A 26,159-nucleotide genomic window follows, 5' to 3' on the forward strand; every position below is an offset into this window, starting at 1 on the left:
TCAGAAATTCCTCTAGATCTCGTTTCCGGAGGAGCCATGCGACCGACCGTTCACGATATCGCTGCAGAAGCGGGCGTCAGCCTCGCCACGGTCGACCGCGTTCTGAACCGGAGGCCGGGTGTGAAGGCAGCAACGCGCGTTCGCGTGGAGGCGGCTATCGCGGCCATCGGGTTCGTCCGCGATATGGCTGCTGCGAACCTTGCCAAGAGCCGTGTCTATCCCTTCACCTTCATTCTTCCCGCCGGCGACAACTCGTTCATGCGCGGGCTGGAGCGGCATGTCCGCGAGGCCATGGCACGCCCTGCCGCCGACCGCGTCGAAATTTCCCTCGTCATCGTTCCCCCGTTCGATGGCGCGGCGGTTGCCCGCGCGCTCGACGCGGCGATCGTGCGGGAACCGGCGGGGATCGCTGTGGTGGCAGTGGATGCCCCGGATGTGGTGGACGCGGCACTCCGCGTGCAGGCGGCCGGCATTCCCCTGGTGACGCTGGTGTCAGACCTTGGACCTTCCTGCCGCGATCACTTCGCAGGTATCGACAATCACGCGGCGGGGCGTACGGCCGGCAGCCTGATGCGTCGCTTCGTGGGGCGGGAGAGGGCGGCGATCGCCGTGCTTGCCGGCTCGATGCTGGTGCGCGACCATCGCGACAGGCTCGACGGATTTCGGGCCGCATTGTCTGACACTTGCGATGTGCTGCCGGTGCTTGAAGGGCAGGACGATCCGGCCGCGACGGAACGGCTGATCGCCGATCTTCTGGCGCGGCATCCGGATGTCGCTGGTATCTACAGCCTCGGCGCGGGCAATCGTGGCCTGATCGCAGCCCTGCAGCGCCATGACAGGCCGCGTCCGCGCGCCGTCATCGCCCATGAACTGACGCCGCATACGCGTGCGGCACTCGAAGCCGATCTGATTGATGCGGTGCTCAATCAGGATGCAGGCCACGAGGTGCGCAGCGCCATCCGCGTACTGAAAGCGAAGGCGGACGGCATTCCCACGGTCGAGGCGCAGGAGCGCATCCGCATCGATATCTTTCTCAAGGACAACCTGCCGTTCGCAGACGATGCGGACGGCCTTTCCCTTCTCCCATCCGGCGTCGTCGGCGGGGCAAACTAGGAGCATTCCATGTATCTCGGCATCGATCTCGGCACGTCCGGCGTCAAGGCGCTGCTTATCGACGGCGAGCAGCGCATCGTCGGTTCGGCGACCGGCGCCTGCGACGTTCTGCGCCCGCATCCCGGCTGGTCGGAGCAGGACCCTGCCGACTGGATCCGTGCCACGCAGGAGGCGATTGCCGGCCTGAAGGCATCGCATCCCGCCGAGCTTGCTGCCGTGCGCGGCATGGGTCTGTCCGGGCATATGCATGGCGCAACGCTGCTCGACGAGAGCGACAGCGTTCTGCGCCCCTGCATTCTCTGGAACGACACGCGATCCCATGCGGAGGCCGCCGCGCTCGATGCCGATCCGCAATTCCGCGCCCTCACGGGGAATATCGTGTTTCCCGGCTTCACTGCGCCGAAGCTCGCCTGGGTGGCAAAGCACGAACCCGACATCTTTAAAAAGGTGCGCTGGGTGCTGCTGCCGAAGGACTATCTGCGTCTCTGGCTGACGGGCGAACATATGTCCGAGATGTCGGACTCCGCCGGCACGTCCTGGCTCGATACGGGCAAGCGGGCATGGTCGGAGAGCCTGCTCGCGGCAACCGGTCTCAGCGAGCGGCAGATGCCATCGCTGGTCGAGGGCACGGAACAGGCGGGCACGCTGAAGTCGGATCTTGCGGCTGGCTGGGGCATGGGCGCCGGAGTCGTCGTGGCCGGCGGTGCCGGCGATAACGCCGCGTCTGCCTGTGGTATGGGCACGATCGGCGAGGGGCAGGCCTTCGTTTCGCTCGGCACGTCCGGCGTGCTCTTTGCGGCGAATGCCCGTTACCTGCCCAACCCGGAAAGTGCGGTCCACGCCTTCTGCCACGCACTGCCCGATACATGGCACCAGATGGGCGTCATTCTGTCGGCCACCGATGCGCTCAACTGGCATGCCGGCGTGACCGGCCGCAGTGCCTCCGAGCTGACGCAGGAGCTGGGCGACACACTGCAGGCGCCGACCGGCGTCACCTTTCTCCCTTATCTCTCGGGCGAGCGGACGCCGCACAACGATGCCACCATTCGCGGCGCCTTCATCGGGCTTGGCCACGAGAGCAGCCGGGCGGTGCTGACGCAGGCGGTGCTCGAAGGCGTATCCTTCGCCATTCGCGACAGCCTTGAGGCCCTGCAGACTGCGGGAACGCAGCTGCATCGGGTGACCGCGATCGGTGGTGGCTCGCGCTCGGCCTATTGGCTGTCCTCGATCGCGACGGCACTCGATCTGCCGATCGACGTGCCCGCCGATGGCGATTTCGGTGCTGCCTTCGGTGCTGCGCGTCTTGGCCTCGTCGCAGCTACCGGCGCCGATCCGCTTTCCGTCTTCACACCGCCGAAGACCGCCCACACGGTCGAGCCCGTTGCTTCGCTGCGCGAGGCTTATGAGGACGCCTATCAGCGCTATGGCCGGCTCTATCCTGCCATCCGCGCCGCCTACTGATCCCAGATAACGACATCATTGGAGGAAACATCATGAGCACAGGTTATTTCAAGGATATCCAGAAGATCCGCTTCGAGGGGCCTGACAGCACCAATCCGCTGGCGTTCCGCCACTATGATCCGAACGAAGTGGTCATGGGCAAGCGGATGGAAGACCATCTGCGCTTCGCCGTTGCCTACTGGCACACGTTCGTCTGGCCGGGCGGCGACCCCTTCGGCGGGCAGACGTTCGAGCGCCCCTGGTTCGAAGACAGCATGAAGGCGGCGAAGCTGAAGGCCGATGTCGCCTTCGAATTCTTCGACCTGCTGGGCGTGCCCTATTACTGCTTCCACGATGCGGACGTGCGGCCGGAAGGCAAGACCTTCGCCGAGAACACGAAGAACCTGAACGAGATCGTCGATTACTTCGCCGGCAAACAACAGGAGACCGGCGTCAAGCTGCTCTGGGGCACCGCGAACCTCTTTTCGCACCGGCGCTACATGTCGGGCGCGGCCACCAATCCGGATCCGGATGTCTTCGCGTTTGCCGCGGCGACCGTGAAGACCTGCATGGACGCGACGGTCAAGCTCGGCGGCGAGAACTACGTGCTCTGGGGCGGGCGCGAAGGCTACGAGACGCTGCTCAACACCAATCTGAAGCAGGAGCTCGACCAGCTCGGCCGCTTCGTCAACATGGTTGTCGAATACAAGCACAAGGTCGGCTTCAAGGGTGCGATCCTGATCGAGCCGAAGCCGCAGGAGCCGACCAAGCACCAGTACGACTACGACGTCGCCACCGTTTACGGCTTCCTGAAGTCCTACGGACTGGAGAACGAGGTCAAGCTCAACATCGAGCAGGGCCATGCCATTCTCGCCGGCCACTCCTTCGAGCATGAGCTGGCGCTCGCCAATGCGCTCGGTCTGTTCGGCTCGATCGACATGAATCGGAACGACTACCAGTCCGGCTGGGATACCGACCAGTTCCCCAACAACGTCCCGGAAATGGCGCTCGCCTATTATCAGGTTCTGGCAGGCGGCGGCTTCACGACGGGTGGCACCAACTTCGACGCCAAGCTGCGCCGCCAGTCTCTCGATGCCGAAGACCTGCTCATCGGTCATATCGGCGGCATGGATTGCTGCGCGCGCGGTCTGAAGGCAGCGGCGAAGATGATCGAGGACAAGGCGCTGTCCGGCCCGCTGGACGAGCGTTATGCCGGCTGGAGCACAGACGAAGGCCGCAAGCGGCTGACGTCGATGTCGCTCGAAGATCTTGCAGCCCATGTCGAGGCCACCGATCTCAATCCGCAGCCGCGTTCCGGCCGTCAGGAATATCTGGAAAACGTGGTCAACCGCTACGTCTAAGCGATTAGACAGGATCCGTATCTCGGCGCGTTCGTGGAAGCGAGCGCGCCGAATGCATTTTCGTTGCCGCCAAACCCCCAATTTTGAGGTAAGTCTTAATTTAACAACATCTTAGAGAGTGTCGAACACCTCTGCGTGATCACGTCAACAAAGCTGCTTTACGTACCTCATCAATTACGCTAGCTTCCATCCTGGAGGAGATTTAGCGTGATTTCGAAAGCCCTTTCTGGCGCTTGCGACGGGCAACCGTCAGTGTGCCGATATGCATTTCCGCGCCTGTATTGCGAGTGCCGCGCAACGCCCCGCGCGTCCATCCTGCGGAGCGCTGCATGAGTGCCGCTGCCGCTTCCGGATCGCCCCTTCTGCAAACGAGCGGTTTGTCCAAGACGTTCGGTATCGTCGAGGTGCTGAAAGGCATCGACCTGACGATCGAGGCCGGCAAGGTGCATGCGATCATCGGTGAGAACGGTGCCGGCAAGTCGACGCTGATGAAGCTGATCGCGGGCAATCTTCCACCGACCCGTGGGCAGATCCTGATCGATGGCCAGCCGGTCGCGCTGTCGGGGCCTGTCGATGCGGAAGCGCGCGGTATCGTTCTGGTGCATCAGGAAATTCTGCTCGCGCCCGATCTTACGGTTGCCCAGAATATCTATCTCGGTCGCGAAGTGATCCGCGGCCTGACGCTCGACGACAAGGCGATGAATGATGGCGCGCGGGATGCCGTCCGAGCGCTAGGCGCCGACATCGATCCGCGCACCGTGGTTGCCCGGCTGTCGATCGCGCAGCGCCAGCTGGTCCAGATCGCCCGCGTGTTGCTGGTGCCCCACCGCGTCGTCATCTTCGACGAGCCCACCGCATCTCTGACGCCGCACGAGACGGTAGCACTTTTGCAGGTGATCCGGCACATCCGCGACCGCGGTGTCGCCGTGCTTTATATTTCCCACCGGCTGCCGGAGGTGAAGGACATCGCCGACACCGTGACTGTGCTGCGTGACGGGCGCACTGTCTCGACGCATGCAGCCTCCACGCTGCAGCCGGCCGATATGGCGCGTCTGATGGTCGGGCGCGACGTGGCCAAGCTCTATCCGGATCGCCTTTCCGTCGCCTCCCGCGAGACGGTGCTGGAGGTTTCCGGTCTCTCCGTGCCGGGCTATGCCACGAATGCCGCCTTCAAGCTCGGCAAGGGCGAGATCCTGGGATTTGCGGGTCTCGTCGGGGCAGGGCGAACGGAGCTCATGGAGGGCATGGTCGGTCTCCGCCCGGCCCATGGCACGGTCATGCTGCACGGACGACCGGTGCATTTCCGCGACGTGCATGCGAGCCTCAAGGCCGGCATCGTCTACCTCTCGGAAGATCGCAAGGGCAAGGGGCTCCTGCTTTCCAAGGATTTGCGCGTCAACCTGACGCTGGCATCCCTCGGGCGTTTCGTGCGCGGTTTTCAGGTGGATCGCAAGAAAGAGCATGCGGCGCTCGATACGGCGATCAAGGACTTCGATATCCGCACCGGCCGCAAGGATTTGCTGGCGGGTCAGCTGTCGGGCGGCAATCAGCAGAAGCTGCTGATCGCCAAGATGATGATGCTCGATCCGCAGATCGTCATCATCGACGAGCCGACGCGCGGCATCGATATCGGCACCAAAGAACAAATCTACGCCTTCATCGCCCGTCTGGCCGAAGAGGGCCGCTCGATCATCGTGGTCTCCTCGGAGATGCCGGAGCTGATCGGCATCTGCGATCGCATCGTCGTCATGCGGTCGGGGCGGATCGTCGGCGAAGTTGCCGGCGATCGGATGACGGAAGACGATATCGTCGTGCTGGCCACGGGGGTTTCCGGGGGCGTTTCTGGGGAGGCCGCGTGACGCGGGGGACAATGACCAATATGACGGCAGACGGCGCGAAGCCGGCGCGATCCATTCGCAACATCGACCTCGGAGCCGTGGCGCCTTTTATCGCGCTGGCGCTGCTGCTGGTGCTCGGCGCCTTCGCGCATCCGAATTTTCTCAGCATCGACAATCTGACCAACGTGCTGGCGCGCAGCGCCTTCATCGCGGTCATCGCGGTCGGTGCGACCTTCGTGATCTCGTCTGGTGGGCTGGATCTCTCCGTCGGGGCCATGGTCGCGTTCGTCGCGAGCGTCATGATCCTGTTCCTGAACAGCGGGGCTGCGGGCGATCCGGCGATGACGCTCCTGGCAGGCGTCGGCATCGCCGTTCTCGTCGGGGCGGTCTGCGGGCTTGCCAACGGTCTGGTGACCACCGTCGGGCGGATCGAGCCTTTCATCGCGACGCTCGGTGCCATGGGCATCTATCGAGGGCTGACGACGTGGCTCTCGCAGGGCGGCGCCATCACGCTGCGCGATCCCGCCGTCCAGTCGCTTTATCGCCCGGCCTATTTCGGCACCATCCTCGGCGTGCCCGTACCGATCGTCGTGATCTTCGTCACAGCCGCCATCGGCGCCTTCGTGCTCTATCGCACGCGCTACGGGCGGCATGTCGTGGCCGTCGGGTCCAACGAGGATGTCGCGCGTTATTCCGGCATCAAGGTCAACCGGGTCCGCACCATTGCCTACATCATCCAGGGCCTTTGCGTCGCCATCGCGGTCCTCATCTACGTGCCACGGCTGGGGTCTACGTCGGCCACAACGGGCATTCTGTGGGAGTTGCAGGCGATCACGGCCGTGGTGGTCGGAGGAACGGCGCTGCGCGGCGGTGTCGGGCGCATCTGGGGAACGATTTGTGGCGCGTTCATTCTGGAGATCGTCGGCAACATCATGCTTCTGTCGAACGTGGTCAGCGAATATCTGCTGAGCGCGATCCAGGGCGCCATCATCATCATCGCCATGCTGGTCCAGAGGTTCCTGATCCGGCGGCCATGAGCGGATAAGGGTTCGCGGGCGCCCGGGCCAATGCCCAGAAGCCCGCATCATCGGGAGGAGAGAAACATGAAGAAACGCATTCTGGGACTGGCACTGGTCATGGCATTGGCAGGCACAGCCCTGTCGGGTGGCGCCTTTGCGCAGGAAACGAAGACCATCGGCGTATCGATACCGGCAGCCGATCATGGCTGGACGTCCGGTGTGGTGTTCCATGCCGAGCGGGTGGCGAAGCTGCTGATGGCCGAGCATCCAGGCCTGAACGTCATCGTCAAGACATCGCCGGACGCTGCAAACCAGGCAAACGCGGTGCAGGATCTGAACACGCAGGGCATCGACGCGCTCGTCATCCTGCCGTCCGATCCGGATCCGCTGGTCAACGCCATCAAGGAGGTCAAGGACAAGGGCAAGTTTGTGACCATCGTCGACCGCGCACCGAGCGTCAACGACGACACGATCCGCGATCTCTACGTGGCCGGCAACAACCCGGCGCTCGGCGAAGTCGCCGGTAAATATATCGCCGGCAAGACGCCGGACGCCGAAGTCGTCATCATCCGCGGCTTGCCGATCCCGATCGACCAGCAGCGTCAGGACGGTTTCGACAAGGGCATCGCCGGCTCCAACGTCAAGGTGCTCGACCGCCAGTTCGGCAACTGGAACCGAGACGACGCGTTCAAGGTGATGCAGGACTTCCTGACCAAGTATCAGAAGATCGACGTGGTCTGGTGCCAGGACGACGATATGGCCGTGGGCGTGTTGCAGGCGATCGAGCAGTCCGGCCGCAAGGACATCCAGTATGTCGTCGCCGGGGCCGGCTCCAAGGACATGATCAAGAAGGTCATGGATGGCGACAAGATGATCCCGGTCGATGTGCTCTATCCCCCGGCCATGGTCGGCACCGCGATGGAACTGACGGCGTCCGCGCTCTACGATCAGGTCCCGGTCAGCGGCACCTACACACTGGACGCGACGCTGGTGACGAAGGAGAATGCCGAGAAGTTCTACTTCCCGGATTCGCCGTTCTGATCATCGAACAAAGGCCGCCTGCGGACATCCGCAGGCGGCTTTTTCATGTCGCGAGCGGGTGAAACACCACGCCTCAGGTGGTCGCGACGGGTTGCGTGCATATCTCATAGTGATACCGTATATGCTCCTGCAACGTTGCAGGCGGGGGCGGAATTTCAGACGATGGCAGACCGGAGGGTCTGTCCGACAGGATTGCTGCGTGGGCGGCTGTTGACAGGATGGAGGAGTTGCGAGATGAAGACGATCAAAGGGCCGGGCCTTTTTCTGGCGCAGTTTGCGGGAGATGAGGCCCCGTTCAATTCCTTCGATGCCATCACGAAATGGGCCGCCGACATCGGCTACAAGGGCGTGCAGGTGCCCACGTGGGACGCGCGCCTCATCGATCTGAAACAAGCTGCTGAGTCCAAAGGCTATTGCGACGATCTGGCAGGTCAGGCGCGCGACAACGGCGTTGTCATCACCGAGCTGTCGACCCACCTTCAGGGTCAGCTGGTCGCCGTCCACCCGGCTTACGACGAAGGCTTCGACGGCTTTGCCGCGCCGCAGGTGCGGGGCAATCCGAAGGCGCGTCAGGAATGGGCGGTCGATCAGGTCAAGCTTGCGCTGACCGCGTCGAAGCATCTCGGCCTCAACGCGATGGCGAGCTTCTCCGGCGCGCTCGCCTGGCCTTACCTCTATCCATGGCCGCAGCGCCCGGCAGGTCTGGTGGAGACGGCCTTCGACGAGCTTGCCAGGCGCTGGAAGCCGATCCTCGACCATGCCGAGGATTGCGGCGTTGATATATGCTACGAGATCCACCCCGGCGAAGACCTGCATGACGGCATCACCTACGAGATGTTTCTGGAGCGCACCGGCAACCATGCCCGCGCCTGCATGCTCTACGATCCCTCGCACTACATCCTGCAATGCCTCGACTATCTCGACAATATCGACATCTACAAGGACCGGATCCGGATGTTCCACGTCAAGGATGCCGAGTTCAATCCGACAGGCCGGCAGGGCGTCTATGGCGGGTTCCAGAGCTGGGTGAACCGGGCCGGGCGCTTCCGCTCGCTCGGCGACGGGCAGGTGGACTTCGGTGCCGTGTTCTCCAAGATGACGGCGAACGATTTCGACGGTTGGGCCGTGGTCGAGTGGGAATGCGCGCTGAAGCATCCGGAGGACGGCGCCCGTGAGGGAGCCGAGTTCGTCAAGCACCACATCATCCGGGTGACCGAAAAGGCCTTCGACGATTTCGCAACCGGCGGCACCGACGAGGCCGCCAACCGGCGGATGCTCGGGATCTGATATCAAGGACGATGACGGAGACAATCAATGGCCATCGAAGGTAAAGCAGGCGAGGCGCGGCAGCCGCGCATAAGGCTCGGCATGGTGGGCGGCGGGCAGGGTGCCTTCATCGGCGCGGTGCACCGCATGGCGGCACGGCTGGACGACCAGTTCACGCTGGTGGCTGGCGCGCTGTCCTCGACGCCGGAGAAGGCGCAGGCATCCGGGCTCGAGCTCGGTCTCGATCCGGCCCGCACCTATTCTGACTACCGGCAGATGGCGATCCGTGAGGCCAAGCTGAAGGACGGCATCGAAGCGGTCGCGATCGTCACGCCGAACCATGTGCATTACGAAGCGGCGCGGGAGTTCCTCAAACGCGGCATCCACGTCATCTGCGACAAGCCGCTGACATCGACGCTGGGTGACGCCCGCAAGCTGAAGGCGCTCGCCGACGAGAGCGAGGCACTGTTCATCCTGACCCACAATTATACCGGCTATCCCATGGTGCGGCAGGCACGCGCCATGGTCGCCAACGGCGATATCGGCGCGGTCCGTCTCGTTCAGGTGGAGTATCCGCAGGACTGGCTGACCGATGCGGTGGAGAAGTCGGGCTCCAAGCAGGCGGAATGGCGCACGGACCCGGCGCGTTCGGGCGCTGGCGGCTCGACCGGCGATATCGGCACGCATGCCTATAATCTCGGCGCCTTCGTCTCCGGACTGGAGCTTGAGGAACTCGCGGCCGATCTCGACAGCTTCGTCGAAGGCCGTGCGCTCGATGACAACGCCCATGTCATGATGCGCTTCAAGGATAAGGACGGCGTGCGCGCAAAGGGCCTTCTCTGGTGCAGTCAGGTTGCGCCGGGCCACGAGAACGGTCTTCAGGTGCGGGTCTACGGCACCAAGGGCGGACTTGAATGGACGCAGAAGGACCCGAACTACCTCTGGTACACGCCCTTCGGCCAGCCGAAGCAGCTCTTGACCCGCATGGGTGCCGGCGCGCTTGAGGAGGCCAATCGTGTTTCCCGCATCCCCTCCGGCCATCCCGAAGGCTATCTCGAAGGGTTCGCGACGATCTACGCCGAAGCGGCCCGCGCCATCCAGGCGAAGCGCTCGGGCGGCACGGTAGACCCTGCCGTGGTCTACCCGACCATCGATGACGGGATGAAGGGCATGCTGTTCGTGGACGCCTGCGTGCGCTCGTCGAAGCGGAACGGAGCCTGGGTGAAGGTCTGAAACCCGGAGAGGCGTTTGGCGGACATATTCAAGCGTTAACCAGTGGCAATAGAGCGGTCTTTACAGGCGTGAGCAGTCATTTTAGGCTTGGCTTATGGAGAGAGCGTTCTTTTTGCCATTGCTGTTTCTTGCCATCGGCTTTGCCTCGCCTCCGGTACAGGCAGCCGAGCAGGGCGAGCAATTTATCGGGCACTGGCAGCAGATCCGCTCGAACGCCGGGAAATGCGACAGGTGTTCCCTTGTTATCGCGCGCGGCGGGAGCGGATTGACGATCGGCGCCAACAATGGCTGGTCCGCTTCGGCGTACCATGTCGAGGCCGGACGTCCCGTTCACGGATACGGATTCTGGTCGAAATCCTCCAACAGCCTGTCCGATACGAGGTTTCAGGCTTCCTTCTCGATGATCGATGATCGGCTCCATATGGAGATGAATGGCATTGATCGCGATGGCAAATCCCGCTCTATCAGGGCCATCTACGAACGGCGCTGAAGCGATGACATCAGCATTTGAAAACGCTGCTCATCGGCGGTTCATATTCGTGCGATTAATGTCTGTTCCCTGACAAGGCAAGGCCGATATCCACAGGCTCGCATTGACATTCGAGACCTTGCATATACGGCAGCGACGCAAGCGGATGGACCCTCCGCTCTATCGTTTGAAAAAGGACACGAGTGATGACCGATCCCAAGACGCTTGCCGCGCGCTTTCCCGGCGATTTCCTGTTCGGGGTTGCCACTGCTTCTTTTCAGATCGAGGGCGCATCGAAAGCCGACGGGCGCAAGCCGTCCATCTGGGATGCGTTTTCCAACATGCCGGGTCGCGTCTTCGGCCGGCACAATGGCGACGTTGCCTGCGATCACTACAATCGCCTGGAGGAAGACCTCGACCTCATCGCGAGCCTCGGCGTGCAGGCCTATCGCTTCTCCATCGCCTGGCCGCGCATCATTCCCGATGGCACCGGACCGGTCAACGAAGCGGGCCTCGATTTCTACGACCGGCTGGTGGACGGGCTGAAGGCACGCAACATCAAGGCGTTCGCAACACTCTATCACTGGGACCTGCCGCTGACGCTGGCGGGCGACGGCGGCTGGACGGCGCGCTCCACGGCGTTTGCCTTCCAGCGCTATGCCCGCACCGTCATCGCACGCATCGGCGATCGGCTGGACGCGGTCGCCACCTTCAACGAGCCCTGGTGCTCGGTCTGGCTCAGCCATCTCTACGGCATACATGCGCCGGGCGAGAGGAACATGGAAGCGGCGCTGCATGCGATGCACGTGACCAATCTTGCCCACGGCCTTGGTGTTGCCGCCGTGCGCGAAGAGCGGGCGAACCTGCCGGTCGGCATCGTCATCAATCCGATGCATGTCTATCCCGGCACCGATAGCGAGGCTGACAAGGCTGCGGCCGAACGGGCATTCGATTTTCACAATGGCGTTTTCTTCGGCCCTATCTTCAAGGGGGCGTATCCCGATAGCGTGCTCAAGGCCCTTGGCTCGCGTATGCCGGAGGTCGAGGCCGGGGATATGGCCGTGATCAGCCAGAAGCTCGACTGGTGGGGCGTGAACTACTACACGCCGATGCGCGTCAGCGACGATCCGACCGAGGGCGCCGAGTTTCCCGCGACGACACCGGCGCCAGTCGTCAGCGCTGATAAGACCGATATCGGCTGGGAGATCTACCCGCAGGCTCTGGGCGACCTCATCCGCACCGTCAACGAACGCTACGACCTGCCCGATTGCTACATCACCGAAAACGGCGCCTGCTATAATATGGATGTCGAGAACGGTGAAGTGAACGACCAGCCGCGCCTCGACTATATCGCCGAACATCTGGCCGTGACGGCCGACCTGATTGCCGAGGGCTATCCGATGAAGGGCTATTTCGCCTGGAGCCTGATGGACAATTTCGAATGGGCCGAAGGTTATCGCATGCGCTTCGGCATCGTCCATGTGGACTACGACACCCAGGTTCGCACCATCAAGAAGAGCGGGCTCTGGTACGGCGATCTTGCACGTTCGCTTCCCAAGGGAAATCACTGAGCAAAGCAAAACATCGCAGCGAGCTTGCCCGTTTCCGATGATTGGTCTTCGGTCCTGCCGGACCAGGGTCGTGCGTAAACGAACGGAAGCGTGACGACGCTTCCGTCCTCAGCTTCCCAGATGCTTGGAACCGCGCTTCTTCGCAAGCTCGATCTGGCGCTGGCGCTGCCGGTAGCGCTCGCGATCCTCGTCGGTTCGCGTGTCGTGACAGTGAACGCAGGCGACACCTTCCTCATGCACGGGCGAGGCCCGCTCTTCCAGCGTCAGCGGCTGGCGGCAGGCATGGCAAAGCGTGTGCTCGCCTTCGCCAAGCCCGTGTGTCACCGACACGCGATCATCGAAAACGAAGCAGGCACCTTCCCACAGGCTCTCCTGCGGCGGCGTTTCTTCCAGATATTTCAGAATGCCGCCCTTGAGGTGGTAGACCTCGTCGAAGCCCTGGCTCTTCATGAAGGCCGTCGCCTTCTCGCAGCGGATGCCGCCGGTGCAGTACATGGCGATCTTCGGCTTGTTGTGCAGGCCGGTATTGTTCTTCACCCAGTCCGGAAACTCGCGAAAGGTCTTGGTTTGCGGGTCGAGCGCGCCGCGGAAGGTGCCGATGGCGGTCTCGTAATCGTTGCGCGTGTCGATCACGAGCGTTTCGGGATCCGAGATCAGGGCGTTCCAGTCCTTCGGCTCCACATAGGTGCCGACGATCGTCAGGGGGTCGATATCCTCGACGCCCATGGTGACGATCTCCTTCTTGATCCGCACCTTCATGCGCAGGAACGGCATGGCCGCCGCCCGGCTTTCCTTGTGTTCCAGTTGGGCAAATTCCGGCTGCGAACGCAGGAAGGCGAGCACGGCGGCAATACCGGCGTCGGTGCCGGCGATCGTGCCGTTGACGCCCTCCTGCGCCAGAAGAAGCGTGCCCTTCACCCCGTTCTCGTCGCAGACGGCCTGCAACGGATCGCGCAGATCCGCGAACCGGTGGAGCCGGGCGAAGTGATAAAGGGCCGCTACCAGAAACGCGCCTTGGGCTTCCGGGGGCAGTGTCGTTGCGCTGTTCGTCATAAGCGGTGAAATACCGCGTTCGGCGCGCGCGTGCAATCACCCGGCTGCGCGCCGCCGGATTGCTCGTTGAGAGTGGCCTGTCCTGATGTTACCCCTGATGCGAAGGGCGGAATGCACGCAGGCGATGACCATCAGGGTCGGTGGCGGTAAACGTATAGCCGAAATCGGCTTCGACCGGCGCCTGCAGGATGGGCAGGCCCTGTGCCTTCCACCTATCGTGGCATTCGTTCACGGCCTCGATGCTGTCCAGCACGAAGCAGAGTTCGGTACTGCCGGGCGCGACGGAGACACGCGGCTCGATCGTATGTTTCGACCAGAGGCCGAGCATGGTCGTCGGGTTCATGCGGAAGAGGGCGAAGGTCTTCTGTGCTTCCACCGGGGCTGTGCCGAGAATGCTCTCGTAGAAGGCGGCGCTTTCCAGCGGATCGTTGACGACGAGAAGGATGTAGGTCGGTTGCATGAATGTCTCCTGATGGCCAGACTGTCTGGCGGATCAGGTTTACGTTGGGGCCCTGTCAGTTTCTGTCAGCATGGAACGCGCTCGTCACAGATCGTGGACGATGCCGTTCTCATGGCGCCATTCCGCCAGAAGCACCTCGCCGCGACGGGGATAGAGCTCCTGCGTCGGCGTGACCTCGATCATGCGGTCGATGCGGAAATGCCGAAACCCTTGCCGCAACTCGCACCAGGCGACGAGGATGCGCAGGGATTCGAAATAGCCAAGAGCGATCGGCCAGATACGACGCTTGGTTTCCTGCGCCCGCTCGTCGCGATAGGCGATGTCGAGTTTTACCCCTGCCTTGATGGCATCGCGCAAGGCTGCGAGATCCTGCTCCGGGCTGTCCTTGCGGCGCGTTTTGGGAACGAGGAGGGCGGATGTTTCCAGCTCCCGGCGCAGGTCTTCGGGAAGAACGGCGGCGATCTTGGCGAGCGCATGCATGGCGGACTGTTTCAGGCGGTCGTCGGTATTGGCACGAACCCAGCGAGCGCCGAGCACCAGCGCCTCAATCTCTTCGCTCGACAACATGATCGGCGGCAGGAGGAAGCCTTCCCTGAGCACGTAGCCCAGGCCCGGCTCGCCGCCGATGTCGGCCCCTTGCGCTTGCAGCGTTGCGATGTCGCGATAGAGCGTGCGCAGACTGACGCCGGTCGCTTCCGCCAATACCGCACCGCTGACCGGCCGGCGGTGGGTTCGCAGGATCTGGAGGAGATCGAGAAGGCGGGCGGAGCGGGACATGCGCTGAGGCATAGCCGCGTACGCCGCGCTTCTCAACAGGTCTGCTTGTCGACAAAAAAAGGACGTGCGCCGCCTCAGGCTGCCGCGAGCCAGAGGATGGCGATACGCTCGGCCTCCTTGCCGGCGATGTCGCCGAAGAGGGCATCGGCCCCGCCGAGCGCGTGGCGCTCCTCGGATCGCATTTCGAGGCCGATGGCGTGGCGCAGGATCGCGATGTCGTGTGGCGGCAAAAGCTCGGGTTCGCGTGCGAGCGTTTCACCCAGAACGGCGAGATCGTGGATGAAGCCCAGGCGGTCGATCAGCGCCTTGACCTGCCGTTCGCGTGCCAGAATGACGCCCGGCCAGGCTGACTGAAGGAGGAGATGATAAAAACGATAGTCCTGCGTGCGCTTGCGCAGCGTATGGAAATTCTCCGGCGTCGGCTGTTCGTGGCAGGCGGCAAGGGCAACCTGCGCACGCTCCATCGCCTTCCGCCACGCCGCTGCCAGCATGTAGGCCGTCGGGCGGACACCATTGGCAAAGCGGCGCTTTCCCACCGCCGCTTTCGCATTGCGCAATTCGGCGATCATCGCATCGATCGTTTCATCGAGGTCGCCCTCCGCCGTTACCACCCAGCCCTTACGGACACGCAACGCCTCGACCGCGCGCTCGGCCGCGGCCCGATCTTCTCCTGACAGGCGTTCCGCGAGGATCGCCGCGGTGTCGATCAGCGCGGTCGCATCGCGGAGGTCGGCAACGGTGCGGGCGGCGTCCCGCAGGCGGGCATTTTCGATTTTGTAGAACTTGCGCGCTTCGGATGCGGCAAGCCGGTGTAGCGCCCGTGTCCGTTTCAGGCAGCGGCGCGCGACGTGGATCGCCCTTGAGCTTCCCTCCGGCCGGAGTTCCAGTGCCGATATAGCCTTGTCGAGTTCTCGCCCTGCGATGCGCTGGAATTCATCGGTGAAGCGTTTCGCGGGTTTCAATCTGTAGGCCATGATCGTTCCTGTTCTTCTCGGCGTGTGTCGGCTTGCAGGTCCGGACGCTGCTTGTCCTCTTGCGTTGCCAGCGCGAAGTTCGAATAGCGCCGGTCGTCCGTCACCTCCTCGCCGATCCAGTCCGGTAAAACAGGGTCGTCGGTCTCGGTGCGCATTTCGACCTCGGCAACGATCAGCCCGGCATAGGGTTCCTCGAACACGTCCACTTCCCAGACATGTGTTCCGCCCGGTACGCGATAGCGCGTCTTGGCGATCACGGTGCCTATGGCGGAGGCGATCAGTTCCTCGCCGTCATCGAGCGGTACATCGTACTCGAACTCGTCCCGCGTCAGCATGCCGGTGCCGATCTTGATGGTCAGCCGGGCACTCTCGTCATCGATCAGGCGGATGCGAACGGTGCGGTCGTCCATGGCGGCGAGATAACCCTGACGCATGGCGACGCCCGGTCCGGCCTCTGCGCGCCAGCCCTCGTGCCTCACAAGGAATTTCCGTTCGATTTCCTTGGCCATCCCAGTCCTCGCCCAGCCCTCGCCCACGCCTCGGGTCGCATCCTTCAACACGGTCAACGTAATTCAGAAACCGCGAAAGTCCACCATGTTGACCCCGCGATACTGCCACACAAGAAGGCCGGGGCATCTCGACATTGGCGGATGCGGGCGGTATTGCGGAGGAAGATTCAATCGATTGAGGAGTGAAGCCGCATGATCGAGAAAACCGAACGCCTTCTGTCCGTCCTCAAGCTGCAGCCGGTCGTGCCGGTGCTCATCATCGAAGACCTCGCGACGGCCGTGCCGCTCGCCCGGGCATTGGTGGCCGGCGGCCTGAAGGCGATCGAAATCACGCTGCGCACGCCGGCAGCGCTTGGGGCCATCGAGGCGGTCGCCAAGGAGGTCGAAGGTGCCGTAACCGGCGCTGGCACCATTCTCAATGCAGAGCACTATGCAGCTGCCGTCAAGGCCGGCGCGCAGTTTATCGTCAGCCCGGGCACAACGCCCGATCTGCTGGACGCGGCTGACGATCACGAGGCATCCTTCCTGCCGGGCGCTTCCACGGCCAGCGAAGCGATGATCCTGCGGGCCGAAGGCTATGATGTCATGAAGTTCTTTCCTGCCGAGCAGGCAGGCGGCGCAGCTTTTCTGAAGTCGCTGTCCTCACCGCTCGCCGGAACGCTGTTCTGCCCGACCGGCGGCATCACGCTGAAGAACGCCAAGGACTATCTCTCGCTGCCCAACGTCATCTGCGTGGGCGGCTCCTGGGTCGCGCCTAGGGAATTGGTTGCTGCTGGCGACTGGGCCGGCATCACAAAGCTGGCATCGGAAGCCTGCGCACTGACAGCTTAAGTGGCTGGCCCGACAGGGAACAGTGCGGAAACGCTCGGCGGATCAGTCATTTAGGTGGCTGATCCGCTTTATCGCTTTCGGTAAGCCGTCGCGCGACCGTCCAGAGGCGGCATTTGTTTTCCGAATGCGGCCTCCTATCTCTCCTCCACAGATGAACCAATCAGGAGGTTGACGACAGGATGTTCGACGCGAAAAAACTGCTGGACCAGTTTCTCGGATCTCAAGGGCTCGGGGGGCAGGGCACACAGGATCGTTCGGGATCGCAATCCGGATCGCAATCGGGGTCTCAAGGCGGTTTCCTTGGCGGTGCGGGCGGAAGTTCGATGGGCGGTGCGCTTGGGGGCCTTCTGGGTGGCGGCTCGATGAAGGACAAGGCCGGGCAGATCGTTCAGATGGCGCGCAACAATCCGCTCAAGACCGGCGGCCTCGCTGCCGTTCTGCTCGGCACTGGCACCGGACGCGACATCGCGGGCACGGCGCTGAAGCTCGGGGGGCTCGCCGCCATCGCCGGCCTCGGCTATACCGCTTACAAGAATTATCAGGCCGGACAGGCACCGCAGCGGGTCGATCCGCAGACCGCACCGGAAATCCTGCCGCCGCCGGATCATTCCGGCTTCTCCATCTCGCCTTCCGTCGTGCGCAATGATTTCGTGCTCGTTCTCGTGCGCGCCATGATCGCGGCCGCGCGTGCCGACGGGCATATCGACGAGAGCGAGCGTGCGCGTATCATGGAGCGTGTGGGTGCCAGCGGGCTCGACAGCGAGGCGGAAGCTTTCCTGCGTGACGAGCTTGCGAGCCCGGTCGATATCGACGGTCTCGTGGCCGCCGCCCGCACGGAGGAGGAGAAGGTCGAGCTTTACACGGCTTCCCGCCTGACCATCGAGCCGGACAGCCGCACGGAGCGCGGCTACCTCGACATGCTCGCCGGCCGCCTCGGCCTGCCGGATGCACTGGTGGATCACATCGAGGCTACGGTCGCCTCCGCCAAGGTTCCGGCCGGCAGCAGCCCTTCCGTGGTCGATCCCTCGATCATCTGACATCGCTTCTCCATGCGCGGCGGTGATGATCGTATCACCGGAATGCATTTGCGCCGCCGCGCACCTTCGCCTATGCCGAAAAGCGAGGTCTGCCGGCTGACTGCCGGATAGGGCCTGGTCTCGATCTGGGCGAGGATGATATGACGAACCGCGATTTGACCGGCTGGGCGGGATGCCCGGCGCCGAAGCCTGTGACGCTCGAAGGCGCCTATATCGTGCTCGAGCCGTATGATCGGGCGCGGCACCTTCAGGCGCTCTGGGATGCCTTTGGCGGTCTCGCAATCAACGAGCGGCTTCGCTATTTCCCGCAATCGACATTCGTCGGTGCCGACGCTTTTGGGGAATGGCTCGATGCGGCCCAAGTCAATTGGGTAACGCTGGTTTTCAGAGACAAGGCCAGCGGCAATGTCGTGGGCATGGCAAGCTACATGCGGCCGGACCCAACCTACGGCGTCGTTGAAGTTGGTTCGGTCGCGCATGGCGATGCCATGGCGCGTTCGCCTCTGGCCACCGAAGCACATTATCTCATGGCCCGGCATGTCTTCGCAGACCTTGGATATCGCCGCTACGAGTGGAAATGCCATAATGACAACACGCCGAGCAAGGTCGCGGCAGCGCGGCTCGGCTTCACCTTCGAAGGCATCTTCCGTCAGCACATGGTCTCCAAGGGTGCCAACCGCGATACGGCGTGGTTCTCGATGATCGATGGCGAGTGGCCGGTGCTCGACGCGGCCTTCAAGGCATGGCTCGCGCCCGAGAACTTCGATGGCGAAGGGCGGCAGCGCCGGCGTCTGGAAGACCTGCGCGCGGAGATTGCCGCCGTAAGCGGTGCCGCATGAAGAAGCTCGATAGGCGGGACAGGTCGGCGGCTATTGCCGCTGCGGTCTTTCTCCTGGTCTTCGGCGCCGGATTCCTGTTCCTGCCCAGAGCCATGATCTACCTGGGCGCCATCTCGCCCTATCTTGCAGCCTTCGTCGGCACGGTGTTCGTGCTGGCCTTCTTTTTCGTCTTCTGGCTTCGCGCCCGCTATCAACGCCGCAGGTGAGGGCCGCAGGTGAGGGGCCGCCGGTGAGGGGCTCAGCCCTGCAGCGATGCGCCAAGCAAAGCGAGGCCGAGCCCGAGAACGAGGACCGCGCCGAAGATCTCGATGCCGTTCGTTATCCGCATGGCCGTGCCGGCGCTCGATGCGTAGCGCACGGCGATGTCCTTGGCGGTAACGGCGAGGGTGGCAAGCACGGAAACGGTGATCGCCGTTCCCATCGACATTGCCAGCACCGACAGAACGCCGCCGAGATAGAGCCCGTTCAGCAGCGCGAAGGACAGAACGATCAGCGCGCCCGAGCAGGGACGCAGACCAACGGCCAGCACCGCCGACCAGGCCTCGCGCAGCTGGAAGCGGTCGCCCTTCAGCATGGACGGGTCGGGCGAGTGCGCGTGGCCGCAGCTGGAGCAGACCTCTCCCGGACCGTGTGCGTGTCCTGCGTGACCATGTGCGTGGTCGTCGTGGCCGTGCGCGTGCCGATGATGATGTCCATCGCCGGCTTCCGGTATCGCATGCGCGAAATCCGGGCCGCCGGCGAGTGCGAATTCCGGCGCTTGCGAGGGGCGGGCCAGCGCCCGCATCTTGCGGAACAGCAGCCAGCCGCCGAAGGCGGCGACCAGAGCGTAGCTGACGCGCTCAAGGAAGGTGGTGGCCTGCGTCATCGAGATCGAGCTTCCGCGCAGGACCAGATAGGCGGCGCCGACGAGAAGGATGGCGACGCCGCCCTGCAGGAAGGACGACATGAAGGACAGCGTGACGCCGCGCTTCAATTCGGTCTCGTTGGCGATCATGTAGGACGAGATGACCGCCTTGCCATGGCCGGGGCCGGCCGCATGAAAGACGCCATAGGCAAAGGACAGTCCCACCAGCGACCAGAGGTGCCAGGGATTGTCGCGCATGCCCTTCAGCGCGTCCGTCAGGGTGCGGTAGAAGCCCTGCTGCTCCATGTTCACCCAGGAAAGAAACCCGCCGAGAAATCCGGATGTGTTGAACGCCGGCTCGGCCGTGCCGATGCCGAGCGGCGACTGGGCATGTGCGCTGGCGGCAGCCACGACCAGCAGGGCGGTGACGATGAAAGGAAGGCGAAGAGCGCGGGTCAGCATGTGAATTCTATCCTCGTCGCAAAGAGCTTCGACATGTCGGTGCCCGTCGGGTCGGTGAAGAAGGCATCGGTCAGCGTGGACTGGTTCTGCGAGATCACCTCGTCCGGATCCGGTCGCACCACCTTGTGCTTGCAGGCTGCGAGCTTGTCGCCGACGACGGCGAGATCGCCATCGCTCGGGAAATCGATCGCGGTGTAGAGCGTCGGGTCGTAGATGCCGAAAGACATGGTGCCCTTCAACGGAATGGGCTCGGCCGGCTTGACGGCAAAGATCAGCAGCAGCTGGTTGTCCTTGAAGTCGGCATGGATCGCATCGGGTTTCGAAACCTTCACCAGCTTTCCGTTGTCGTAGATCGTCGTGTAGTAATTGTATTCGGCGAGCGAATCCAGAACGGTCTGCCCGACCTCGGCCAGTTCGTCCGGATCGAGCGTGGCGTTGGAGTTCTTGTCGAAATCGAGGAGAACGCTTGCCGAAAACAGCTCGTCAAAGCGCCAGACATTGCGCAACTGGCTGATATGACCCGTCTCGTCGGAGACGACCTCCAGGCGTGCCTCCGCGAAGATGTGCGGATGGGCGAAAGCCTGCGCGGGCAGAATGAGCGCTGCGGCAAGCCCGGCAAGCAGGCTTCGCGACGAAAGGGTACGTCTCATGGAAAACAATGTCCTTGCCTAGAGCGCTTCCGGCTCAAAAGATCTCGTGTCCGACGCAGACGCGGAGCAGGTGGTCCTGTCATCCCGCCTAAAGTAGACGGAATTGGGACAGGTGCGCTGCGGCTGGTCTCGTCGTCTTACGCATCCGCCCTTTTGCGAAACCAGCCATGTAGAAAATCGACCAGTGTGCGAACTTTCGTCGGCAGATACCGGCGGTGGGGGTAGATGGCATAGATGCCGCGATCATGCGGCAGAAAATCGTCCAGCACCGCGACAAGGCTGCCGTCCTCCAGCTTCTGCCGGGCAATGAAGTCGGGAACGCCGGCGACGCCAAGCCCAGATTCGGCCGCGCGCAGGCTCGCCAGCGGGCTGTTGACCTCCATCGGGCCGCTGACCGGCACGGAGAAGTTCGTTCCATCCTGCTCCACGAAACGCCAGTTGGTATAGGAGCGCCCATTGGTGTCGATCACGCAGGGCATGTGGGCGAGATCCGAGGGATGGGAGATCGGCCCGTGCTTTTCGAGGAAGGCCGGCGAAGCGCACATCTTGACGTGGAAGTCGTCGAGCTTGCGCGCGATCAACGTCGAATCCTCAAGCCGGGTAATGCGGATGGCCACGTCGAAACCTTCCTCGACCAGATCGACGAAGCGATCGTCCGAAATGATTTCCAGCGACAGCTCAGGGTGGGCGAGGCCGAAGTCGATGAGGGACTGGCCGATATCCGCATCGATGAAGGTGCGGGGTGCGGAGATGCGCAGGCGCCCCTTAAGGTCGCTGTTTCCGGCACGCACGAGATCGGCGAGGTTGTCGATCTCCTTCAGGATTTCGGCAGCGGTGCGATAATAGATGTGGCCGGCTTCCGTCAGGGAGAATTGCCGTGTGGTACGGTTGAGAAGGAGAGCACCGAGTTCGTCCTCCAGTTCGCGCACATATTTCGAGAGCAGCGCCTTGGAGCGACCGACACGGCGGCCGGCAGCGGAGAAGCCCTCGGCATCGACGACGTCGATGAAGGCGCGGATGCGTGTCAGTGTGTCCATCTTGGCTCCCCTGGCGCGGCTCCGGTTCGTTTGGGCCGGCATTTTCCGGGAACCATTATCGCGCCCTGTCATTCAAAACATAGGGTTGGCGGTGTCCGCAACCCTGTTGACGATCAGGGAGGGGGCGGACGCCCATCCGTGCGCTGTTCGAAGCTTGTGCGAGGCTTGCGGCGAGGTTCAAAAAAATCGGGCGCGGATCAAAAAACGCTTGATTACGACAGTGATCTTTCTTATCTCCGCTTTGCCCAAAGTCGCACGTGCCTGTGGGTGTCCGCCGATCCCTCGTTTGGTGAGGAAATCGGTAAGGTACCTGGATCTAACCGCTCCAGTCGTTTTTCCGGCCAACCGGAATTGCGAGGACATCTTGAAGCAACGACGGTGCGGGCCTTTTTGTTCTCTGCCGGCTTTCCATCAGCCGGGGTTACTGAAGAGGCACACCTTCATTGCCGGACGTGCGGTAGGTTCCAACCTCCAATCCATGGCAGACAAAGCCGGATGAACGCCTCGGCGGGCTTCATCCACAATTCGCGCTGTACGAGCGCATGTTAGGATTCCGGGGTCTCCACCGGCTGGTATCCGAACGCGCACCCGTACGCCCTTTGTCCTTCACACCTCGGCGAGGTTTCCTCGCGGATCGTGAAGCCTAACGTATTGGGATTGAACCATGACGACTGCTCGCATCATCGACTTCCTGAACACCCGTCGCCCGGAAGGCCCTTGCCTTGTCGTGGATCTCGATGTCGTCCGGGACAATTTCAAGGCTTTCCGCCACGCGATGCCGGACAGCTCGATCTATTATGCCGTCAAGGCCAATCCGTCGCCGGAAATCCTGCGTCTGCTCGCCGGTCTCGGCTCCAATTTCGATTGCGCCGGCGTGGCTGAAATCGAAATGGCGCTGGACGCCGGTGCGACCCCTTCGCGCGTCTCCTATGGCAACACGATCAAGAAGGAACGCGACATTGCCCGTGCGCACGCACTCGGCGTTTCGCTCTTTGCGGTCGACAGCCATGAGGAAGTCGAGAAGGTTTCGCGCGCCGCTCCGGGTGCCCGCGTGTTCTGCCGCGTCCTCACGGATGGCGAAGGTGCCGAATGGCCGCTGTCGCGCAAGTTCGGCTGCGTACCGCAGATGGCCGTCGACGTCCTCGTCTACGCTCACCAGCTCGGTCTCGTCTCCCACGGCGTCTCGTTCCATGTCGGCTCGCAGATGACGAAGGTCGATGCCTGGGACGTGGCTCTTGCCGATGCCAAGCGCGTTTTCGTGCAGCTGGCCAAGCAGGGCATCGAGCTGAAGATGGTCAACATGGGCGGTGGTTTTCCGACCAAGTACCTGCGCGACGTTCCCTCGGCCGAAGCCTATGGCAAGGCCATCTATGCGGCGCTGCGCAAGCACTTCGGCAACCAGCTCCCGGAAACGATCATCGAGCCAGGTCGCGGCATGGTGGGCAATGCGGGTGTCATCAAGGCGGAAGTCATCCTGATTTCCAAGAAGTCGGACAATGACAACCACCGCTGGGTCTTCCTCGACATCGGCAAGTTCGGTGGTCTCGCCGAGACGATGGACGAAGCAATCCGCTACCCCATCCGCACCGCGCATGATGCGGATGAGATGGAGCCCTGCGTGCTCGCCGGCCCGACCTGCGATTCGGCCGACGTGCTGTACGAGAAGAACATGTACCCGCTGCCCGTATCTCTCACGATCGGCGACGAGGTTCTGATCGAAGGCACCGGCGCTTACACGACGACCTACTCGGCCGTCGCCTTCAACGGTTTCGACCCGCTGAAGTCCTACGTCATCTGACGTTACCTGAGGTTCCCGTTCACGGGTGCCCGCGGTTCCCGGTCACGGGAACCGCGCCTTCACAATGATCCTTCGATACCGTTTGAATCGGTTTTGAGTACGGGAGGCCTTGCTATGGCCGCTGTTCTTGATTCTGTCCGCGCCTTCTTCGCGCAGAATGCCTTCACCATCGACGCCGAGAACCCCGGCGACATCGTTGCGCGCGAGCGGCTGCTCGATCGCGCCATGGGCCCGAACCGTCGCCGCAAGTCGTCCGAGCAGATCCGCCGCGGGCGTGTGCCGGCCGAAGGTCTGGCACTGGTCGCGCGCGATTGCGATGGTCATGTGATCGGCACCGTGCGCCTGTGGAATGTCGATGCGGGTGTCGATGCCGAAGGTCGTGCCATTCCGGCGCTTCTGCTGGGTCCGCTCGCGGTCGATGCCGCGCAGGAGGGCAAGGGTGTCGGCGGCGCGCTGATGCGCGCGGCGATCGGCGAAGCCGCGTTGCGCGGACATGGCGCCATCCTGCTCGTGGGCGATGCGCCTTATTACGAGCGCTTCGGCTTTCAGGCGCAGCATGCCCAGCATCTCGTCATGCCGGGTCCGTTCGAACGCCATCGCTTCCTCGGCCTCGAGCTGAAGGAAGGCTGGCTGAAGGGCGCTGCCGGCATGCTGATCGCCAGCGGGCGCAAGCTCTCCCAGGTGATGCCGATGCGGAAGGTTGCCTGACGCTACCGCGTCGTTGGACGATCGCCGGGCGGCTGTTTGACTTGGCGACAGGCCTGAACTAGCATGCGGCGGTACGGGTGAGAGCCCCGGCCGTCCGCAAGTCTTTCCGGCTTTGGTGAAGTCTCTCCTGTCGTCTTTCGGTCATCCCTCCCGGCATGCTCCCGATGGCAATGCGGACACCATGGATATCACGGCATGCCATTGCTGGAGAGATTCCGATGCAACCGTCATCATCAAATCCGTTGCCTTGCCTCGACGCGCTCAAGGCGCAGGCGAAGCGACTTCGATCTTCCCTTGCCGCTCGCGGTATCGATATGTCCCACTCCCGTGCGCTGGAAACGGTCGCCGAGCAATATGGCTTTCGGGACTGGAATACGCTGCATGCCAGTGTTGGAAACCGGCCGCCGCTCGATCCCTATCAACTGGGTTCGCGCGTGCGTGGCTTCTATCTCGGCCAGCCATTCGAGGCGCAGGTTCTCGGTGTGCAGGCGCTGACGGCGCAGGCGGGGCAATACCGGTTGACGCTTGATCTCGACGAACCTGTCGATGTCGTGACCTTCGAGAGCTTCTCGGCGTTCCGCAAGCGGGTTCACTGCACGATCGACGCCTCCGGGCGAACGGCGGCGAAGACGTCGGACGGCAGGCCGCATGTCGAGTTGCTATGGTAAGGCGTCACGTTGACGTGAGGGCGGCGCGAGAGGCGCGCCGCTACCTTGCGGCACGGCCGAGAATGCCTACCTCGGTTTCATGAAATCGATCTCTTCCACATCCGCCCTCGCGCTCGCTCTGTCGGGCATTCTCGGCTGTTCCCCGGCCTTTGCTCAGACGACGGCCGCTCCGGCTGCTGCCGCAACCTCTCTGGACACGACGCGACTGTCGAGCGTGCTGAACGACGCCGCCCGTCTCTCGCCATTGGAAACAGTCGTCGTCGCCCGCAACGGGCAGATCGTCACCGAACGGGGTTACCGGTCGAACAAGACGACGGAGAGCACCAATATCAAATCGGCCTCCAAGACCATCATTTCCGCCTTGGTCGGAATCGCGATCGAGAAAGGCTTGCTGACCGGCGTCGATCAGCCGATTGCGCCGATTCTTTCGCGGGATCTGCCGGCCGATCCGGATCCGCGTCTGGCAAGGATCACCATCGGCAACCTCCTGTCCATGCAGGCGGGGCTGGACCGGATGTCCGGACCGGACTACGGGCGGTGGGTATCGAGCGGCAACTGGGTCCGGTTTGCGCTGGCTGCGGATTTCGTGGACGAACCCGGCGGGCAGATGCTGTATTCGACCGGCTCGACGCATCTGCTCTCGGCCATTCTCACCAAGGTCGGGGGGAAATCGACGCTGGCGCTGGCCCGCGAGTGGTTTGCACCGGTCAAGGACTTCCGCATCGGAGCCTGGGAGCGTGATCCGCAAGGCGTCTATCTCGGTGGCAACCAGATGGCGATGAGCGCCCGTTCGCTGCTGGCCTTCGGCGAGCTTTATCGCAATGGCGGGAGAACGCCGGAAGGGCGGCAGGTGGTGTCGGAGGATTGGGTAGCGCAATCCTGGGCCGTGCGCACACAGTCGCAGTTCTCGGGCGATGGTTATGGCTATGGCTGGTTCACCCGGGAGATGGGCGGGCATCAGGTTCATTTTGCCTGGGGCTTTGGCGGGCAGATGCTCTACATCGTGCCCGACCTCAAGATGACGGTCGCGATGACCTCCGACGAGAGCGCGCCATCCGCCCGAACCGGTTACCGCGACGATCTTCATGATCTGCTTGCCCGGATTATCTCGACCTCGGGCACCTGATCAAAAGAGACCCTTGCGGTGTTGCTGTCGCAAGG

Annotated in this window: 26 protein-coding genes; 18 read left to right on the forward strand and 8 right to left on the reverse strand. The window is 63.0% G+C overall.

Features of this window, described 5'->3' with window-relative positions; translation table 11 throughout:
• Positions 1–36: 36 nt before the first annotated feature.
• The 10 genes from BSG19_RS16815 to BSG19_RS16860 all read left to right on the forward strand — a co-directional run bounded on the left by BSG19_RS16815 (position 37) and on the right by BSG19_RS16860 (position 12,351).
• Entirely contained in the window at positions 37–1,113 is a 1,077-nt protein-coding gene (locus tag BSG19_RS16815; RefSeq protein WP_092989202.1) for a LacI family DNA-binding transcriptional regulator, read from the forward strand.
• Positions 1,114–1,122: 9 nt separating this feature from the next.
• Positions 1,123–2,574, forward strand: coding sequence for a xylulokinase (gene xylB / locus BSG19_RS16820; protein WP_092989203.1), 1,452 nt, complete (start codon positions 1,123–1,125; stop codon positions 2,572–2,574).
• A gap of 32 nt (positions 2,575–2,606) precedes the next feature.
• Positions 2,607–3,914, forward strand: a complete 1,308-nt coding sequence (gene xylA, locus BSG19_RS16825) for a xylose isomerase (RefSeq protein WP_092989204.1) — start codon at positions 2,607–2,609, stop codon at positions 3,912–3,914.
• A 329-nt stretch (positions 3,915–4,243) separates the two neighbouring features.
• Entirely contained in the window at positions 4,244–5,773 is a 1,530-nt protein-coding gene (locus BSG19_RS16830; protein WP_092989205.1) for a sugar ABC transporter ATP-binding protein, read from the forward strand.
• Positions 5,774–5,784: 11 nt separating this feature from the next.
• Positions 5,785–6,789: an ABC transporter permease gene (locus BSG19_RS16835; protein WP_092989206.1), complete on the forward strand. Its 1,005-nt coding sequence runs from the start codon at positions 5,785–5,787 to the stop codon at positions 6,787–6,789.
• 66 nt (positions 6,790–6,855) lie between these two features.
• Positions 6,856–7,812 (forward strand): substrate-binding domain-containing protein, encoded by a 957-nt coding sequence (locus BSG19_RS16840; protein WP_092989207.1) that lies wholly within the window; start codon positions 6,856–6,858, stop codon positions 7,810–7,812.
• Positions 7,813–8,046: 234 nt separating this feature from the next.
• Positions 8,047–9,099 carry a sugar phosphate isomerase/epimerase family protein gene (locus BSG19_RS16845; RefSeq protein WP_092989208.1) on the forward strand — a complete coding sequence of 351 codons (1,053 nt, stop codon included), beginning with the start codon at positions 8,047–8,049 and terminating at the stop codon, positions 9,097–9,099.
• A 27-nt stretch (positions 9,100–9,126) separates the two neighbouring features.
• Positions 9,127–10,311, forward strand: a complete 1,185-nt coding sequence (locus tag BSG19_RS16850; protein WP_092989209.1) for a Gfo/Idh/MocA family protein — start codon at positions 9,127–9,129, stop codon at positions 10,309–10,311.
• Between the two features lie 112 nt (positions 10,312–10,423).
• Positions 10,424–10,801, forward strand: coding sequence for a hypothetical protein (locus BSG19_RS16855; protein WP_139274789.1), 378 nt, complete (start codon positions 10,424–10,426; stop codon positions 10,799–10,801).
• Positions 10,802–10,986: 185 nt separating this feature from the next.
• Positions 10,987–12,351, forward strand: coding sequence for a GH1 family beta-glucosidase (locus BSG19_RS16860; protein WP_092989211.1), 1,365 nt, complete (start codon positions 10,987–10,989; stop codon positions 12,349–12,351).
• 108 nt (positions 12,352–12,459) lie between these two features.
• On the opposite strand, the gene BSG19_RS16865 is transcribed toward BSG19_RS16860, so the two are convergent.
• The 5 genes from BSG19_RS16865 to BSG19_RS16885 all read right to left on the reverse strand — a co-directional run bounded on the left by BSG19_RS16865 (position 12,460) and on the right by BSG19_RS16885 (position 16,124).
• Positions 12,460–13,404, reverse strand: coding sequence for an oxygen-dependent tRNA uridine(34) hydroxylase TrhO (locus BSG19_RS16865; RefSeq protein WP_092989212.1), 945 nt, complete (start codon positions 13,402–13,404; stop codon positions 12,460–12,462).
• Positions 13,405–13,492: 88 nt separating this feature from the next.
• Positions 13,493–13,864: a VOC family protein gene (locus BSG19_RS16870; RefSeq protein WP_092989213.1), complete on the reverse strand. Its 372-nt coding sequence runs from the start codon at positions 13,862–13,864 to the stop codon at positions 13,493–13,495.
• An 84-nt stretch (positions 13,865–13,948) separates the two neighbouring features.
• The gene (locus BSG19_RS16875) at positions 13,949–14,641 is read right to left on the reverse strand and encodes a helix-turn-helix transcriptional regulator (RefSeq protein WP_092989214.1); all 693 of its coding nucleotides are present in this window, start codon (positions 14,639–14,641) and stop codon (positions 13,949–13,951) included.
• Positions 14,642–14,715: 74 nt separating this feature from the next.
• Positions 14,716–15,615: a CHAD domain-containing protein gene (locus BSG19_RS16880; RefSeq protein WP_092989215.1), complete on the reverse strand. Its 900-nt coding sequence runs from the start codon at positions 15,613–15,615 to the stop codon at positions 14,716–14,718.
• Positions 15,600–16,124 (reverse strand): CYTH domain-containing protein, encoded by a 525-nt coding sequence (locus BSG19_RS16885; RefSeq protein ID WP_092989216.1) that lies wholly within the window; start codon positions 16,122–16,124, stop codon positions 15,600–15,602. The genes BSG19_RS16880 and BSG19_RS16885 overlap by 16 nt, the downstream gene beginning before the upstream one ends.
• Before the next feature lie 192 nt (positions 16,125–16,316).
• Here BSG19_RS16885 and BSG19_RS16890 point away from each other — a divergent pair, with 192 nt between their 5' ends.
• The 4 genes from BSG19_RS16890 (at position 16,317) to BSG19_RS16905 (ending at position 19,037) form a co-directional block, all read left to right on the forward strand.
• A complete protein-coding gene (locus tag BSG19_RS16890) occupies positions 16,317–16,955 on the forward strand; it encodes a 2-dehydro-3-deoxy-phosphogluconate aldolase (RefSeq protein WP_092989217.1) in 639 nt (212 codons plus the stop codon).
• 323 nt (positions 16,956–17,278) lie between these two features.
• On the forward strand, positions 17,279–17,992 hold the full coding sequence (locus BSG19_RS16895; RefSeq protein WP_092989218.1) for a tellurite resistance TerB family protein: 714 nt from the start codon (positions 17,279–17,281) through the stop codon (positions 17,990–17,992).
• A gap of 140 nt (positions 17,993–18,132) precedes the next feature.
• The gene (locus BSG19_RS16900; protein ID WP_092989219.1) at positions 18,133–18,831 is read left to right on the forward strand and encodes a GNAT family N-acetyltransferase; all 699 of its coding nucleotides are present in this window, start codon (positions 18,133–18,135) and stop codon (positions 18,829–18,831) included.
• On the forward strand, positions 18,828–19,037 hold the full coding sequence (locus BSG19_RS16905; RefSeq protein ID WP_092989220.1) for a hypothetical protein: 210 nt from the start codon (positions 18,828–18,830) through the stop codon (positions 19,035–19,037). Before BSG19_RS16900 ends, BSG19_RS16905 begins: the two co-directional genes overlap by 4 nt.
• 32 nt (positions 19,038–19,069) lie before the next feature.
• On the opposite strand, the gene BSG19_RS16910 is transcribed toward BSG19_RS16905, so the two are convergent.
• The 3 genes from BSG19_RS16910 to BSG19_RS16920 all read right to left on the reverse strand — a co-directional run bounded on the left by BSG19_RS16910 (position 19,070) and on the right by BSG19_RS16920 (position 21,824).
• Positions 19,070–20,137 (reverse strand): nickel/cobalt transporter, encoded by a 1,068-nt coding sequence (locus BSG19_RS16910; RefSeq protein ID WP_092989221.1) that lies wholly within the window; start codon positions 20,135–20,137, stop codon positions 19,070–19,072.
• Entirely contained in the window at positions 20,131–20,787 is a 657-nt protein-coding gene (locus BSG19_RS16915; protein WP_092989222.1) for a DUF1007 family protein, read from the reverse strand. Before BSG19_RS16915 ends, BSG19_RS16910 begins: the two co-directional genes overlap by 7 nt.
• A gap of 137 nt (positions 20,788–20,924) precedes the next feature.
• Positions 20,925–21,824, reverse strand: a complete 900-nt coding sequence (locus BSG19_RS16920) for a LysR family transcriptional regulator (RefSeq protein WP_092989223.1) — start codon at positions 21,822–21,824, stop codon at positions 20,925–20,927.
• Positions 21,825–22,488: 664 nt separating this feature from the next.
• Here BSG19_RS16920 and odc2 point away from each other — a divergent pair.
• The 4 genes from odc2 (at position 22,489) to BSG19_RS16940 (ending at position 26,124) form a co-directional block, all read left to right on the forward strand.
• The gene (odc2, locus tag BSG19_RS16925) at positions 22,489–23,622 is read left to right on the forward strand and encodes an ornithine/lysine decarboxylase (RefSeq protein WP_092989224.1); all 1,134 of its coding nucleotides are present in this window, start codon (positions 22,489–22,491) and stop codon (positions 23,620–23,622) included.
• A gap of 114 nt (positions 23,623–23,736) precedes the next feature.
• Positions 23,737–24,330 carry a GNAT family N-acetyltransferase gene (locus BSG19_RS16930; RefSeq protein ID WP_092989225.1) on the forward strand — a complete coding sequence of 198 codons (594 nt, stop codon included), beginning with the start codon at positions 23,737–23,739 and terminating at the stop codon, positions 24,328–24,330.
• A 218-nt stretch (positions 24,331–24,548) separates the two neighbouring features.
• Entirely contained in the window at positions 24,549–24,998 is a 450-nt protein-coding gene (locus tag BSG19_RS16935) for a glyoxalase superfamily protein (protein WP_092989226.1), read from the forward strand.
• A gap of 79 nt (positions 24,999–25,077) precedes the next feature.
• Entirely contained in the window at positions 25,078–26,124 is a 1,047-nt protein-coding gene (locus tag BSG19_RS16940; protein WP_092989227.1) for a serine hydrolase domain-containing protein, read from the forward strand.
• Positions 26,125–26,159 lie beyond the last annotated feature (35 nt).

It is taken from the genome of Rhizobium sp. NFR03 (assembly GCF_900111275.1).
In the GTDB taxonomy this organism is placed as follows: Bacteria; Pseudomonadota; Alphaproteobacteria; order Rhizobiales; family Rhizobiaceae; genus Ferranicluibacter.

Coding starts and splice junctions, on each gene's coding strand:
- BSG19_RS16815 (WP_092989202.1), top strand. CDS start 37: ATGCGACCGACCGTTCACGATATCGCTGCAGAAGCGGGCGTCAGCCTC.
- xylB (WP_092989203.1), top strand. CDS start 1,123: ATGTATCTCGGCATCGATCTCGGCACGTCCGGCGTCAAGGCGCTGCTT.
- xylA (WP_092989204.1), top strand. CDS start 2,607: ATGAGCACAGGTTATTTCAAGGATATCCAGAAGATCCGCTTCGAGGGG.
- BSG19_RS16830 (WP_092989205.1), top strand. CDS start 4,244: ATGAGTGCCGCTGCCGCTTCCGGATCGCCCCTTCTGCAAACGAGCGGT.
- BSG19_RS16835 (WP_092989206.1), top strand. CDS start 5,785: ATGACCAATATGACGGCAGACGGCGCGAAGCCGGCGCGATCCATTCGC.
- BSG19_RS16840 (WP_092989207.1), top strand. CDS start 6,856: ATGAAGAAACGCATTCTGGGACTGGCACTGGTCATGGCATTGGCAGGC.
- BSG19_RS16845 (WP_092989208.1), top strand. CDS start 8,047: ATGAAGACGATCAAAGGGCCGGGCCTTTTTCTGGCGCAGTTTGCGGGA.
- BSG19_RS16850 (WP_092989209.1), top strand. CDS start 9,127: ATGGCCATCGAAGGTAAAGCAGGCGAGGCGCGGCAGCCGCGCATAAGG.
- BSG19_RS16860 (WP_092989211.1), top strand. CDS start 10,987: ATGACCGATCCCAAGACGCTTGCCGCGCGCTTTCCCGGCGATTTCCTG.
- BSG19_RS16865 (WP_092989212.1), bottom strand. CDS start 13,404: ATGACGAACAGCGCAACGACACTGCCCCCGGAAGCCCAAGGCGCGTTT.
- BSG19_RS16870 (WP_092989213.1), bottom strand. CDS start 13,864: ATGCAACCGACCTACATCCTTCTCGTCGTCAACGATCCGCTGGAAAGC.
- BSG19_RS16875 (WP_092989214.1), bottom strand. CDS start 14,641: ATGTCCCGCTCCGCCCGCCTTCTCGATCTCCTCCAGATCCTGCGAACC.
- BSG19_RS16880 (WP_092989215.1), bottom strand. CDS start 15,615: ATGGCCTACAGATTGAAACCCGCGAAACGCTTCACCGATGAATTCCAG.
- BSG19_RS16885 (WP_092989216.1), bottom strand. CDS start 16,124: ATGGCCAAGGAAATCGAACGGAAATTCCTTGTGAGGCACGAGGGCTGG.
- BSG19_RS16890 (WP_092989217.1), top strand. CDS start 16,317: ATGATCGAGAAAACCGAACGCCTTCTGTCCGTCCTCAAGCTGCAGCCG.
- BSG19_RS16895 (WP_092989218.1), top strand. CDS start 17,279: ATGGGCGGTGCGCTTGGGGGCCTTCTGGGTGGCGGCTCGATGAAGGAC.
- BSG19_RS16900 (WP_092989219.1), top strand. CDS start 18,133: ATGACGAACCGCGATTTGACCGGCTGGGCGGGATGCCCGGCGCCGAAG.
- BSG19_RS16905 (WP_092989220.1), top strand. CDS start 18,828: ATGAAGAAGCTCGATAGGCGGGACAGGTCGGCGGCTATTGCCGCTGCG.
- BSG19_RS16910 (WP_092989221.1), bottom strand. CDS start 20,137: ATGCTGACCCGCGCTCTTCGCCTTCCTTTCATCGTCACCGCCCTGCTG.
- BSG19_RS16915 (WP_092989222.1), bottom strand. CDS start 20,787: ATGAGACGTACCCTTTCGTCGCGAAGCCTGCTTGCCGGGCTTGCCGCA.
- BSG19_RS16920 (WP_092989223.1), bottom strand. CDS start 21,824: ATGGACACACTGACACGCATCCGCGCCTTCATCGACGTCGTCGATGCC.
- odc2 (WP_092989224.1), top strand. CDS start 22,489: ATGACGACTGCTCGCATCATCGACTTCCTGAACACCCGTCGCCCGGAA.
- BSG19_RS16930 (WP_092989225.1), top strand. CDS start 23,737: ATGGCCGCTGTTCTTGATTCTGTCCGCGCCTTCTTCGCGCAGAATGCC.
- BSG19_RS16935 (WP_092989226.1), top strand. CDS start 24,549: ATGCAACCGTCATCATCAAATCCGTTGCCTTGCCTCGACGCGCTCAAG.
- BSG19_RS16940 (WP_092989227.1), top strand. CDS start 25,078: ATGAAATCGATCTCTTCCACATCCGCCCTCGCGCTCGCTCTGTCGGGC.